Source organism: Actinokineospora baliensis, assembly GCF_016907695.1.
In the GTDB taxonomy this organism is placed as follows: Bacteria; Actinomycetota; Actinomycetes; order Mycobacteriales; family Pseudonocardiaceae; genus Actinokineospora; species Actinokineospora baliensis.
The window spans coordinates 2,453,598-2,467,179 of sequence record NZ_JAFBCK010000001.1 but is presented as its reverse complement, the minus strand read 5'-3'; the positions used below and the strand labels follow the sequence as shown (position 1 = coordinate 2,467,179).

Below are 13,582 nucleotides of genomic sequence, written 5' to 3'. Positions count from 1 at the left end.
GTCAGTCCTCGGCCGGGGTCACCTTCCGGATGTAGAGCAACCGGTCGCCGTACTCGATGGCGTCGGCCTCGGAGGAGTCGACCCGGTAGAGCTTCCCGGCCCGCACGAGCCCGAGCACGATGTCGGGCAGGTGTCTCGGCGAACCGCCCACCTCGCCCGGCTCGACCTCGCGCTCGGCGATGGCCAAGCCCTCGTCCGGGGTGATGAGGTCCTCGACCATGTCCACGACCGTGGGCGTGTGGGTGGCCATGCCGAGCAGCCGACCGGCCGTCTCGCTCGACACCACGACCTGGTTGGCCCCGGATTGCCGCAAGAGGTGGACGTTCTCGGTCTCCCGCACTGCGGCGACGATCTGGGCGCTAGGCGCCATCTCGCGCGCAGTGAGGGTGATCAGCACCGCGGAGTCGTCGCGGCTCGCGGCCACCACCACCGACTTCGCCCTGGGCACGCCAGCCACCCGCAAGACGTCCGCGCGGGTACCCGACCCGTGCACGGTCACCAGCCCCAGCGACGACGCCGCGTCCAGCATGGCCTGGTCGGTGTCGACGATGACGATGCGGCTGGGTTCGACCCCGTCGGACAGGACCGCGCTCACCGCCGACCGCCCCTTGGTGCCGTAGCCGACGACGACCACGTGGTCCCGCACCTTCGACCTCCACCGTTGGATCTTGAAAGCCTGCCGTGAGCGCTCGGTCAGCACCGCGAGGGTGGTGCCGACCAGGACGATGAGGAACAGGACGCGCAGCGGGGTGATGACCAGGATGTTGGTCAGCCGCGCCGAGTCGCTGTAGGGGGTGATGTCGCCGTAGCCGGTGGTCGAGAGCGACACCGTGGCGTAGTACACCGCGTCGAGGAAGGAGATCCCGTCGTCGTTGACGTCGCGGTAGCCGTCGCGGTCGAGGTAGACCAGCAGCACGGCCGCGAACAGCGCGACCAGCGCCCACACGATCCGGCGCATGATCGAGGTGACCGGGCTGACGCTGCTCTCCGGCATGCGGATGATGCCGACCAGGTCGTGCTCGGCCCGCGCCGCGAGGTCATCAGACCGTCGAGGGCGGATCACCGCCACTGCCCCACCGTGCGACTCACGGCGGGAAGGCTACCGACCCGGACCCGCGCGCGCTCGCTCCCACCCTCAGACGATCTCGGCGCTGCTGCCGGACGCGCGCACCTTGGCCAGCAGCCCGTCGGCCTTCTCCCTGCTCAGCGCGGTGGCGATGGTGATCGGCACACTGGCCTCGACCAGGTCCTTGGCGTCCTTGAGGCTGAGCCCGAGCTGCTCGCGCAGCACCCTGATCAGCTGGATGCGGAACTCGCCGACCTCGGTGACCACCAGGTCGAAGGCGATCCGGCGGACGCTGACCACCTCGGACAGGTAGATGTAGCCGTCGAGGGCGGCGCCGTCGCGGCGCACCAACTCGGCCAGCTTGGCCACCGAGATGTCGTTGATCTTGTTGACCGTCTTGTCGGGACCGTTGGCGACCAGCGCCTGCCGCGAGTCGGCGATCTCCTTGTAGAACGCGGGCCACCGGTACTGCACGATCAGCAGGTAGGCCAGCACCTCGGGGTCGTACGGGCGCCCGTCGAAGATCTGCTTGGCCAGCTCGTTGTTGAGGATGAACGAGTTGACGAACCGCTTGAGCCCGCGCGGGTTGGCGTCGAGGCCCGCGACGATGTGCTCGGTGAGGTCGGCCAGGTCGGCGGGCAGCAGCGAGCGGACGAACCGGTCCGCGGCGGACCTGGTGATCGGCGGCAGCGCGAACGGGACCTGGACGATCTTGTCGAGGTAGTGCTCGCTGATGCCCTCGTCGCCGTAGCGGGTGCGGATCGTGCTCTCCAGCGCGTCCCGGTCGACCCCGAGGACGAACACGCAGTCGGGCAGGTTCAGGAACAGCTTGAGGGCCTCAAGGGTCTTGAGGATGTACTCGGGCAGGCAGCGGTCCAGGTCGTCTATGAAGAACGTCAGCCGGATGGCACCGCCCTTGGTGGCCTTGCTGAGCAGCTTGGTCAGGTGTTGGCGTAGGAGGATCTGCTGCTCTCTGGCAGCGAACCGCTCCTCTAGGAACCTCTTGCGGAGCTGGTCCAACTGCGCGGAAGTGTCCACAACCGGCTGAACCCACTGGGTGAGGTCGGTGAAGGCACCCGCCACTGAGGTGAGCAGCAACTGGGCTTCCTCGTCGTCACCGAGGCCCAACTGGGTCACCATGGTGTGCAGCAGGCCTATAGCGGGGTTGTCGTCGAACTGGTGCTGCCAGGAGTCGAACCAGACCGTGTAGTAGTCGGGATCCTGGACCAGGTCCTGCTCGACCAGCCGCATCAACGAGGTCTTGCCGGTCCCCCACGACCCGTAGACGCCCACCACCAGGGGGGTGCCGCACACGCGCACCGCCGAGGCCAGGGCCCGCGCCATCTTCGCGCGGTCGAGGGAGTCGACCGAGGCGGGCTCGTCGTTGCGGATTCCGGTGGGCCGTGGCATCACGCCACTGTAGATCGCCTGCGGAGTCGACCCGTTACTCGGCGTGCGGGACCCCGCGGAGCAGGGCGCGGAGGCCGTCGGCGTCGAGGAGGTCGGCCGGCCGCAGGGTGGTGTTGGGGCGCACGTAGTGGAAGGCGGCGCGGACCTGGACGAGCGGGACACCGGAGAGGCCGGACCAGGCGAGGCGGTAGGCGGCCAGCTGGACGGTCAAGGCGGGCAGCTGGTCGGCGTCGGGGACCCGACCGGTCTTCCAGTCCACGACGGTCCAGCCGCCGTCGGGGTCGAGGTAGACGGCGTCCATCCGGCCGCGGATGGCGACGCCGTCGATCTCGGTGGCGAACGGGACCTCGACCTCGTGCGGGGTCCGGTTCGCCCAGGCACCGGCCAGGAAGGCCTCGCGCAGCGCGTCGAGCTCGGTGTCCGGGGCGGCGTCGGCGTCGGCGGCGCCGGGGAGCTCGTCGAGGTCGAGCAGGGCGCGGGAGCCGAAGCGGCGCTCCAGCCAGGCGTGGAAGGCGGTACCGCGGCGGGCCACCGGGTTGGGCGGGAACGGCAGCGGCCTGCGCAACCGGCGGGCCAGCGCGGTCGGGTCGGTGGCGAGCTCGACGAGCTGGCTGACCGAGAGCTGGTCGGGCAGCCGCACCTGCTCTTGGCGGCCACCGGCGGCGCGCTCGGCCAGCAGCACGTCGGTGTCGCGCACCCAGCCGTCCGGGTCGTCCTCCTCGGCGACCGGTTCCTCCCCCGCCCGCAACGCGGCCAGCTCGGCGCGCACCAGCTCAGCGCCCTCCGCGACGTCCGGGCGGCGCTCCCGCAGCGGGTCGGCGGGCCAGCGCGCGGAGCGGACCACCGCTGCCAGCGGGTTGTCGGCGCCCTCTTCCGGCTCGTCGGCCCACACGTCCACGAAGGACTCGTAGCCCGCCAGTTCGGTGAGCAGCTCCGAGGGGCCGCGCGGGGCCGACCCGGTGCGGGCCCACCAGTGCCCTGACACCAGCAGCGTGCGCTCCGCCCTGGTCAGCGCGACGTAGAACAGCCGCCGCTCCTCCAGCAGCCCGCGCTCGGCGAACTCCTCGTTGTGGATCTTCAGCAGCTGCTCGACCTCCTTGCGGTTCGCCACGCCCGCCAGGTTCAGCTTGGGCAGGTCGACGGCGTCGCCACGCAGGTCGGCGGGCAGTTCGGTGACCGTCCGCAGCCAGCTGCCGCCGCGCCGACCGCTGGGGAACACCTCGCGCACCACGTGCGGGACCGCGACGACCTCCCACTCCAGGCCCTTCGCGGAGTGCACGGTGACGATCTGCACCCTGTCCTCAGCGACCTGCACCTCGCCCGGCTCCAGCCCGTCCTCGGCGGCCTCGGCGGTGGCCAGGTAGTCCAGCAGAGCGGCCAGGCTCGCCGCCGGGGCCGCCTGCGCGTAGTCGGCCACGACGTCGGCGAAGGCGTCCAAGTGCGCCCGACCCGCGCCGCCGCGCCTGGCGGTGGCCTCGATGTCGAGCAGCATGGTGCGCTCCACGTCGGCGACCAGCTCGGGCAGCGGCTGGTCGAGCCTGCGGCGCAGCATGGTCAGCTCGCGCCCGAGGTGGCGGATGCGCTGGAAACCGGCGGCCGAGTACACGTCCGCGTCGCCGGGGTCGTCGATCGCGTCGACCAGCCCGGCCTGTTCAGCGCCTTCGCCGGGGACGAGGGCGCCAGGTTCGGTGGCGTAGGCACCGGCGAGAATGCGGGCCCGGTTCCACAGGGCGGCCAAGTCCGCGGCACCGACCCGCCAGCGAGAACCGGTGAGCAGCCGGGCGGCCGCTGTTCCGGCAAGCGGGTCGATCAGCACGCGCAGGGTGCTGACCAGGTCGCGGACCTCGGGCTCGTCGAGCAGCCCGCCGAGTCCGACGACCTCCACCGGCAGTCCCCGCTCGCGCAGGGCGGTCGCGATGTCGGCCATGTCCGCGCGGCGGCGGACGAGGACCGCGGCCGTCGGCGGGGTCCCGTGTTCCTCGACCGTGGCGTGCCAGCGGGCGGCGACCTGGTCGGCCATCCAGGCCACCTCGGTGTCCACATCGGACAACAAGGCGAGCCGGATGTCACCTGGCGGGGCCTCCTCGCGGGCGCGCAGCTCGTCGACCTCCAGGCCGCTGCGGCGCAACGGCCCGGAGACGGCGTTGGCGAGTTCGAGGACCTCTGGCGGGTTGCGGAAGCTGGTGAGCAGGCCGTAGCGCTTCGCGGGTTCCTTGCGGCCGCGGTGCTTCTGCGGGAAGTCGGTGGTGAAGCGGGGCAGGTTCGCCGCGCTCGCACCGCGCCAGCCGTAGATCGCCTGGGCGGGGTCACCGACCGCGGTCACCGGCATCGGCTCGGCGTTCGGGTACTCCAACGAGCTGCCGAACAGCGACCGCAGCAGAACGCGCTGCGAGTGCCCGGTGTCTTGGTACTCGTCGAGCAGTACCGCGCCGAAGCGGACCCGTTCGCCTTGTACTACCTCAGGGTGGCCCGCGGCGAGTTTCGCGGCCAAGGACATCTGGTCGCCGAAGTCCAGGGCACCCTCGCGGCGCTTGCGGTCCGCGTAGGCCTGCACCAGCGGCAGCAGTGCGATCCGGAACCGTTGCGTGACAAGTACCTTCTGCAAGTCCTGGGAAGGCTCAGCCCGCTGCCCCTTCGCGCGGGGAGCCGACTCAATCGCCGCACACACAGCCTCCGCGTGCCTACGCAAGGCATCCGCGTCTACAAGGTGCTCGGCGAGCTCACCAGCGAGCGACAGCAAGAACTGCGTGACCGTCGCGGGCACGTAGTCGGTGTCGAGATCGTGCCCCCAGGTGGACACAACGCGGTGCGCGGTCTGCCATGAAGCGGTCTCCGTCAGCAACCGCGCACCGGGCTCCACCGGTAGACGCAGCCCGTGCTCCGCGACGAGCCTGCCCGCGTAGGCGTGGTAGGTGAGGATCGTGGGCTCACCGGCGAACACAGCCGCCTTGCGTTCACCGGTGGGGTCGAGTTTGTCGAGCAGGCGCGACCCGGCGAGACGGCGCAACCGGGCACGGACGCGATCAGCGAGCTGGCGAGCCGCCTTACGCGTGAAGGTGAGCCCTAGGACCCGCTCAGGTGTCACTAGGCCGTTCGCGACCAGCCACACAACGCGACCGGCCATGGTCTCGGTCTTGCCCGCCCCGGCCCCGGCGACGACCAGCGCGGGCTCCGGCGGGGCCGAGATGACCTCGGCCTGCTCCCGGGTCGGCGGCGCAAGCCCCAGCTCGGCCGCCAACTCCCGAGGGCTGACCAGCGCCAACCCAGGCAGCGGCAGGCTCACCGGCGACTCGACCTCATGGGCGACAATCTACCTCGCGGCACCGGCGAACCCCGTCACTCACCGCAGTCGATCACGCTACTCGGTGACCTGGCGACCACTGGGGTGCAGCGGGCACGCCGTGCGCACCGGGCACCGCGGGCAATCCGGATTCTCGTAGGCCGCGTACTCCGGCCCCACGGTGGACGCCGCCGCCTCGCGCACGATCTTCAGCCAGTGCTCGGCCGACTCGCCCTGCACCGGGGTCTGGACGCGTTCGGTGGCACCGGTCTTCTTGTTCGGCTTGGCGACGTAGAGCAGCCGCGCGCCGCCGGGCTCGGTGCCGACGTCGGTGAACGCCCCGTAGGCCACCGCGAGCTGGTACACGGCCAACTGCGGGTGCTCCTGCGCGTCGTTCGCGCTGACCGGGGACTTGCCGGTCTTGATGTCCACGATCACCGGGCGCCCGTCGGCGTCGACCTCCAGCCGGTCCACCCGACCGGCGACGGTGATCTTGTCGGGCAGCTCGACGGTGACCTCGCGCTCGACAGCGACCTGGGTCAGCTCGGTGCGGGTCGAGCCCATCCAGCCCAGGAAGGTGTCGACCATCGCGCGCACCCGCTGCTGCTCGCGCCGGGAGAACCACGGGGCGCCCGCGTCGACCGCGTGCCACGCCTTGTCCAGCTCCGACATCAGCTCGGCGCGCGGCACCCCGGACGCGGCGGCCTGGGCCAGGGCGTGCACGAGCGTCCCGGTGATCGCGGCGAGCTCGGCCGGGTCCTGTCCGCCGTGCCGCTCGACCATCCAGCGCAGCGGGCACTTCGCCAGGATCTCCACTGTGGACGGTGACACGCGCACCGGCTGGTCGACGTCGCGCAGCGGGACCGCGGTGGTCAGCTCCGGCAGCCCGTACCAGCTGTCCGGGTTCGCGCCCGGCACGCCAGCCTCCGCCAGCCTGGCCAACTGCCGGGCCGCCTGGCCGCGTCGAGCCGGGTCTGCGGCGGCGTCGCACACCACCTGCCGCAGCTCACCGACCAGGTCCGCCAGCACGAGGGCCCGCTCCTGCTCGGCCATCGGCACCGGCATGTCGGTGTCGGCGGTGTCGGCGCCCGCCAGTTCGGCGAGGAACCGCGACGGCTGCTCCTCCTCCCCGCGCACGGCGCTGACCAGCAGCTTCGACCGGGCCCGGGACGCCGCGACCAGCAGCAAGCGGCGCTCCTCGGCCAGCAGCGGTGCCGTGGCCGACGCCTCCTCACCGACCCCGGCCAGCAGGTCGACCAGCCGCTCGACACCCAGCAGCGACCCGCGCAGCCGCAGGTCCGGCCAGGCCCCCTCCTGGACACCGGGAACCGCGACGACCGTCCACTCACGACCGGCGGCGGCGTGCGCGGTCAACACGGCCACGGCATCGCCCTTCGGCGCGCTCGGCGCCAGCGTGTCGCCCGCGATCCGCTGGGACACGATGTGGTCGACGAACCCGGCGACCCCGGACCCGGGCAGCCGCTCGGCGTAGCGCTGGGCGGTGTGGAACAGGGCGACGATCGCGTCCAGGTCCCGGTCCGCCTGCGCCCCGACCGGCCCCCCGCGCGAGGCGACGCCGACCCACCTGGCTTCCAACCCGCTGGTCTGCCACACGTCCCACAGGATCTGCTCGAGCCCCGCGCCTTCCTCGATCCCCTTGCGCGCCAAGGCGATCAGACCCGCGACCCGGCGGACCGGGCCTGCCTCGGTGTCGGCGAGGGCGCTGAGCCGGTCGTCGTCGTTGATGACCTCGACCAACAGCTCATCGCTGGACTTGTCGCCGCCGGAGGTGAGCTCCAGGCGGCGCAGACCGCGCCGCAACCGCCGCAACGCCAAGGGATCCGCGCCGCCGAGCTGCGAGGCGAGCAGCATCTCCGCGTACGCGGGATCGAGGACGGACGGGACGGCCGCGCACCGCAGCAGAGCCAACAACGGTCGAACCGCGGGCTGCTGCGACAGCGGGAGCTCGTCACCGGGCGCGGCGACGGGAACCCCGGCGGCGGCGAGCGCCCGGTGCAGCACGGGGACCGAACGGGTCGCGGACCGGACCAGCACGGCCATATCCGCCCACGGCACCCCATCGATCAGATGCGCGCGGCGCAACTGGTTCGCGACCCAGCTAGCCTCGGCCGCCGCCGACGGGTGCAGCCGAACGGTGACCGTGCCGCCCTTGTCACTGCCCTTGTCCACGCGGCGAACGGCACCCGGCAACCGCGCGGCCAGGTGCGACACCGCTTTGCGCACAGCCGGCGCCATCCGGTGACCAGCGCCGAGAACCACCGTCCCGCCACCGGGATCGGCATCGCGCAGTAAAGCCGGGTCTGCACCGCGGAAGGAGAAGATCGCCTGGTCCGGGTCGCCCGCGACGACGAACTCCTTGGCCGCACCGCCCAAAGTCCGCAACAGCGCGTACTGCAGCGGATCCAGGTGCTGGGCGTCGTCGACGAGCAGGTACCTGACCCGCTCGCGCTCGGCGGTCAGCAGGGTGTTGTCGGTGTCAAAGGCGAGCAGCGCGCTCGCGACGAGCTCGGCGGCGTCGAGCGCGGGCGCCGTGGTGTGCGCGATACCGCTGTCCGCCGAACCGAGGAGCAGCGTGACCTGTTCGTACTGTCGTCCAAACCGGCCTGCCGCGACCCACTCGTCGCGGCCTTCCCGCTCACCCAGCCCGATCAGGTCCTCGGGGCCGAGACCGCGCTCGGACGCCCGCAGGATCAGATCCCGCAACTCCTCGGCGAACCCGGGCACCGCAAGCGCGGGCTGCAGTCGTTCGGGCCAGTGCTTCGCGCCCATCTCGATGTCGCCCTCGAGCAGCTCGCGGATCACCGCGTCCTGCTCGGGACCCGACAGCAGCCGAGGACCGGGACCGTCGTGCAACATCGCCTGGATGCGCAGCACAGCGAAGGCGTACGAGTGCACGGTGCGCACCAGCGGCTCGCGGACCGTGCGCGGGGCACCCTGGTCTGTGAGCAGCGCTGTGATGCGTCCACGCAGGTCAGCGGCGGCGCGGCGGCTGGCGGTGAGCACCAGCAACTGCTCGGGGTCCACCCCGCCGCGCAGGATCCGGTCGGCCGCCAACTCCGCGAGCAGGGTCGTCTTGCCGGACCCGGGACCGCCGAGGACGCGGACGAAGCCGTCGGCACCGGCGAGCACGCGGCGGGCGTCCTCGCCCCAGCGCAGTGCCCGCTGGCGCGGCTCGGGGACGCGGACGAGCCGAGGAGCGAGCGACGACCTCCCGGCGACCATCCGCCGATTGGACCACGGCCACCACCGGCACCCCGACGCGGCACGCCCGTGGACCGCGGGTGGAATGATTCACGGCATGTCCGACGCCCTCACCGTGCACGTCTTCGGCCCGCCCGACGGGCCGCCGCTGCTGGCACTGCACGGGGTCACCGGGCACGGCGGCCGCTACCGCGCGCTCGCCGAGGATCACCTGGCCGGGTACCGCGTGATCGCGCCCGACCTGCGCGGGCACGGGCACTCGCCGTGGCTGCCGCCGTGGACGCTGGAGCAGCACGCGGCCGACGTCCTCGCGGTGATCGAGCGGTTCGGGCTCGAAGCGCCGCCGATGATCGCGCACTCGTTCGGCGGGGTGGTGGCGCTGCATCTGCCCCGGCACCGGGTGGGTCAGCTGGTGCTGCTCGACCCCGCGGTGAGCGTGCGGCCGCAACAAGCGTTGGAGTACGCGGAGAACGCCGCCGCGACAGCGAGTGATCCGCACGCCGCGCAACGTGGTGACTGGCCCGCGGCGTCCGAAGCCGTGGTGGCCGAGGAAGTCGCGGCGCACTGGGTGCGGGTCGGGGACGGCTGGCGGCCGCGCTACTGCCCGGCCGCGGTGATCACGGCGTGGAGCGAGATGTGCCGACCGGTGCCCAAGCCGACCGGGGAGACCCTGGTCGTGCGGGCCCTCGGCGCCGACTTCGTCGACCCCGGCTTCAGCGCCACGGTCGACCTCGACTGCGGCCACGTGGTCTACGTGGACGCCCCGGAGCGCGTCGGCGCTCTGGTGACCGACTTCGTGGGGTGAGTGGCGTGGACGAAGAACTGCACGAACGGGTGCGCGCGGCGATCAAGTCGATCCCCGAGGGCAGCGTCGCCACCTACGGCGACATCGCCACCCTCACCGGAGCGCCGTCACCGCGGCTGATCGGCAAGGTCCTGGCCGAGGACGGTCACGACCTGCCGTGGCACCGGGTGCTGCGGGCGAACGGGACCCCTGCCCCGCACCTGGCGCGCGAGCAGCTCGAGCGGTTGCGCGCGGAGGGGGTGCTGGCCGACGAGGAGCGCGTCGACCTGCGGCGGCACCGGTGGGCCGAGGTGGTCGAGGAGCCGGAACCCGGGTTGTTCTAGTGGGTCTCGTACCACTCAGGTCCGTTTGCCCACCGCGGGGTCGAGGCCGAGCATGTCGAGCAGGCGCAGGCAGTCCGCGGCGTCGGACGAGTGGTCGGCCACCGTGCGCGCCGCCTTGCTGCACTGCTCGGCGTTGTGCATGGACTCGACCTCCCGTGCGGCGGCGATCCTGGTCGGGGACGTCGGTGTCCCGTTCGCGAGCGTCATGACGACTACCTTCCTGGAGACGGCCGCCACCACGAAGGGCGTCGAGGTGCCCACAGGGGATTCGCGCGGCGTGCCGGCCGGAGTGTGCGTCACTCTTTCAGCCCAATGCGTCAGCCGCAAGGGGCCCAACGGACCTGTTGTGTTACGCCGCCGTGAATGTCACGGATCGCGATGGGGTGAGCACAATCACTGCTTGATCCGCCGCTTGGTGAAGGCGACCAGGCTGCCCACGAGCAACAACGCCCCCACGACTACCGCGATGAGACCAATGTCCATGGCGTGAAGACGTCGTGGCGACCCGATGGGTTGCCCTGATTGGGCGAAAGGTTTTCCGCCCGCCCAATCAGCGCGCATTCCGGAAACGCTAAGTGAGCCGGGCCTCGCACTCAGCGAGCGCGGCACCCGCCTCGGCCGAACCCGTCATCACCGCGGCCAACCGCAGGTACGGCACCGCCTCGGCGTGCTTGCTCTGCCTGACCAGCGACCGCCCCAGCAGGGTCAGCGCGAACGCGTCCGACGGGTCGAGTTCGACGAGCGCACGCGCAGTGGTCTCGGCCTTACCCAGTGCAGCGGACTGGAAGTGCGCCAAGGCCAACTCGGTCAGCACCGCTCGCGAACTGGGGTCCTCCTCGGCCGCCTGCGCGAGGTAGCGGGCGGCCGTGGTGGGGTCGCCGCCCTCCCGGTAGCGGCGGCCGAGTTCGTAGAGCGTGGCGAGATCGGTCATCTATTCCTCCTCCGCGATGTCGGCGCTGGTGCGGTGCGCGACCGGGATCTGCCCGAGCCTGCCCGCTTGGTAGTCCTCGAACGCCTGCAGGATCTCCTGTCGGGTGTTCATCACGAACGGACCGTATCGGGCCACCGGCTCGTTGATCGGCAGACCGCCCAGCACGAGGATTTCCCACGCCCCCTGCTTTTCGGCGGCGCGAAGAGTCAGAGCTTGGCCCTCGTCGAATACCGCGAGTTCGCCCTCTTCCAGCGGCCTGCCTTCCCTGCCCACGGTTCCCTTACCGGAGAGCACATAGACAAGGGCGTTGAAGCGCTCCGGCCATGGCATCGACAACCGGGCGCCAGGCGCCACAGTCGCGTGTAGGTAGTTGATGGGCGTGTAGGTCGAACCCGGCCCCTCGTACCCGGCGAGGTCGCCTGCGATGACGCGGACAAGAGCTCCGCCGTCGTCGCTGGAAAGCAGCTTCGCGTCCCCAGCGGCGATGTCCTGATAACGCGGCGGCGCCATCTTCAGCGCCTTGGGCAGGTTCACCCACAGCTGCACGCCGTGGAACAAACCGCCCTTGGCCACCAACTCCGGCGGGGGCACCTCGTTGTGCAGGATCCCGCTCGCCGCGGTCATCCACTGCGTCGACCCGTCGGTGATGAGCCCACCACCGCCGATCGAGTCGGTGTGCGCCATCGCGCCGTCGATCATGTAGGTGACGGTCTCGAAGCCGCGGTGCGGGTGCCAGGGCGCGCCCTTGGCCTCACCGGGCCCGTACTCGACGGCACCCATGTGGTCGAGCAACAGGAACGGGTCGGCCATCGCCATGTCGACGCCCGGGAAAGGCCTGCGGACCTGGAAGCCCTCCCCCTCGAGGAAGGACCGCGCCCGGACCGTCGTGCGCACCCGGCGCCACGCGGTCGCCTCGGGCAGCACGGGCAGGCGGGGCAGGGTCAACGTGTCGGCGGTGACAGCAGGCATGTCCGCCTCCATCTCCTAGGGCCACCGGGGTGGCGACCACACCCCCGTCAACCTAGTTGCGCGCTCAATTATTCCGTCAGGTCTGGCCCCACATCGAGTAGATGAGGTTGTCCTCGTCCGCGCAGACGACCTGCGCCAAGGCGGGCTCGTCGACCTGGTTGCAGCGCATGGGACCGATCTCGAAGGGCGGCAGGCCGGTCTTCGGGTCGGGGCGCTCGGCGTAGTAGTCGAACAGGATCGCGGCCGCCTGCTCGCAGTTGAGCCTGCCCGCGGGGGTCTCGACCACCGCCGCGTACATGTCCTTGCCGAGGGCACCCTTGAAGGGGCGGTCGCAGTGGGTGGTGGGGGCGCTCTCGTCGATCGTGGGCAGGGTGCTGCTGGGCTTGGGCTTGGTCGTGGTGGTGGTTCGCTTCGTGGTTGTCGTTGTTGTCGTGGTTTTGGTTGTGGTGGTTGTGGGTTCGGGGGTGGTTGTGGTCGCCGCCCCCGACGCGGATCCGGTGACCGGCGCGGAACAGCCCGTGACCACAGCGAGAAGCACCACTACACCGGCGATTGACCTCATGCCCGCAGATTCGACCGTCCCGGATGGTCCGTTACGCGCCCGTGAGCCCTCTCTCTCCACTGCGGACTTCCACGATCGGCTGAATGCCGCCACCGCACCAGGCGACACCGACCGCGAGCCCCTACCGTTTCCGCGTGCTCGCCCGACCCGCCGCCCTCCTGCTGACCGCCCTCACCGCCACCGGCTGCGCCACCTCCACCGCAAGCCCCCGCGCCGAACTGGCCCCCATCCGCGCCGAACCCGCCACCACCACGGCGGTCCAGGTCCCCACCCGAGCCCGCCAACCAGGCATCATGGTCGGCTCCCCCAAAACCGTCCCCACGCCCCTGGACTGCGCCACCTACGTCCCCCTGATCTCCAGGGCCACCGGCGTCAAAGCCGAACCCCTGGCCGAGTCAGCGGGCCTCTGCCGCTACCGCCTCCCCTACCCCCGAGCCACCACCAACGTCGCGGTCTTCTTCCGCGCCGAACCCCCAGGCACCCCCAGCTACGTCCCCACCACCGACCACTTCGGCAACACCAGCTACCAGGTAGTCGGCCCCGACCCCGCCGCCTGCGGCCTGGCGGTGGCCCTCGACCCCTACCTGGCCCCCCACGAACACGGCTCCCACCTCACCGTCCTGGGCAGCTTCGACTCCGCCCCCTGCCCCACGGCCAAGAAAATCACCGAATCCATCTTCGACCGCCTCCCCGACACCCCCGGCTAACCCAGACAGCGTTGCCAGCCACTGGACATCCGGAAGCCGCTGGTGCCACCCCAGCCCACCGCTTTCCCGCCCGCCCCGGTCGCATTGCCAACCACTGGACACTCGGAACAGCCGGTGCCACCTCAACCCCCGAGCCAGCCCACCAACCCAGCCCGCCGAGTCAACCCCGCCACCCCAACCACCCGACTCCGACGGCATTGCCGACCACTGGACACTCGGAAGCCGCCCACCCAAATGCTCGATGGGGCGGACTTGTTTTGCGTGGGGGAGCGGCAGTCGTAGCGTTCCTGCGCTGCAGGGCCATGCT

At 71.3% G+C, this 13,582-nt stretch carries 11 protein-coding genes; 3 read left to right on the top strand and 8 right to left on the bottom strand.

Features of this window, described 5'->3' with window-relative positions; translation table 11 throughout:
- Position 1: 1 nt before the first annotated feature.
- The 4 genes from JOD54_RS11885 to JOD54_RS11870 form a co-directional block, all read right to left on the bottom strand.
- Positions 2-1,063, bottom strand: coding sequence for a potassium channel family protein (locus JOD54_RS11885; RefSeq protein WP_204456221.1), 1,062 nt, complete (start codon positions 1,061-1,063; stop codon positions 2-4).
- Positions 1,064-1,135: 72 nt separating this feature from the next.
- On the bottom strand, positions 1,136-2,476 hold the full coding sequence (locus JOD54_RS11880) for a ribosomal protein L7/L12 (RefSeq protein WP_204450597.1): 1,341 nt from the start codon (positions 2,474-2,476) through the stop codon (positions 1,136-1,138).
- A gap of 34 nt (positions 2,477-2,510) precedes the next feature.
- Complete coding sequence (locus JOD54_RS11875) at positions 2,511-5,759, bottom strand: ATP-dependent helicase (protein WP_307859951.1); 3,249 nt, start codon at positions 5,757-5,759, stop codon at positions 2,511-2,513.
- A 75-nt stretch (positions 5,760-5,834) separates the two neighbouring features.
- Positions 5,835-8,999 carry an ATP-dependent helicase gene (locus JOD54_RS11870; RefSeq protein ID WP_204450596.1) on the bottom strand — a complete coding sequence of 1,055 codons (3,165 nt, stop codon included), beginning with the start codon at positions 8,997-8,999 and terminating at the stop codon, positions 5,835-5,837.
- A 76-nt stretch (positions 9,000-9,075) separates the two neighbouring features.
- On the opposite strand from JOD54_RS11870, the gene JOD54_RS11865 reads away from it, so the two are divergent.
- Positions 9,076-9,783, top strand: a complete 708-nt coding sequence (locus tag JOD54_RS11865; RefSeq protein ID WP_204450595.1) for an alpha/beta fold hydrolase — start codon at positions 9,076-9,078, stop codon at positions 9,781-9,783.
- Between the two features lie 5 nt (positions 9,784-9,788).
- The gene (locus JOD54_RS11860) at positions 9,789-10,106 is read left to right on the top strand and encodes an MGMT family protein (protein ID WP_204450594.1); all 318 of its coding nucleotides are present in this window, start codon (positions 9,789-9,791) and stop codon (positions 10,104-10,106) included.
- A gap of 15 nt (positions 10,107-10,121) precedes the next feature.
- On the opposite strand, the gene JOD54_RS11855 is transcribed toward JOD54_RS11860, so the two are convergent.
- The 4 genes from JOD54_RS11855 to JOD54_RS11840 all read right to left on the bottom strand — a co-directional run bounded on the left by JOD54_RS11855 (position 10,122) and on the right by JOD54_RS11840 (position 12,568).
- Entirely contained in the window at positions 10,122-10,313 is a 192-nt protein-coding gene (locus tag JOD54_RS11855) for a hypothetical protein (protein ID WP_204457027.1), read from the bottom strand.
- Positions 10,314-10,677: 364 nt separating this feature from the next.
- Positions 10,678-11,037: a tetratricopeptide repeat protein gene (locus JOD54_RS11850; protein ID WP_204450593.1), complete on the bottom strand. Its 360-nt coding sequence runs from the start codon at positions 11,035-11,037 to the stop codon at positions 10,678-10,680.
- On the bottom strand, positions 11,038-12,006 hold the full coding sequence (locus JOD54_RS11845; RefSeq protein ID WP_204450592.1) for a pirin family protein: 969 nt from the start codon (positions 12,004-12,006) through the stop codon (positions 11,038-11,040). It abuts the gene before it with no gap.
- A 76-nt stretch (positions 12,007-12,082) separates the two neighbouring features.
- The gene (locus JOD54_RS11840; RefSeq protein WP_204450591.1) at positions 12,083-12,568 is read right to left on the bottom strand and encodes a hypothetical protein; all 486 of its coding nucleotides are present in this window, start codon (positions 12,566-12,568) and stop codon (positions 12,083-12,085) included.
- Between the two features lie 134 nt (positions 12,569-12,702).
- On the opposite strand from JOD54_RS11840, the gene JOD54_RS35015 reads away from it, so the two are divergent.
- Positions 12,703-13,275 carry a hypothetical protein gene (locus JOD54_RS35015; RefSeq protein WP_204450590.1) on the top strand — a complete coding sequence of 191 codons (573 nt, stop codon included), beginning with the start codon at positions 12,703-12,705 and terminating at the stop codon, positions 13,273-13,275.
- Positions 13,276-13,582: the final 307 nt, after the last annotated feature.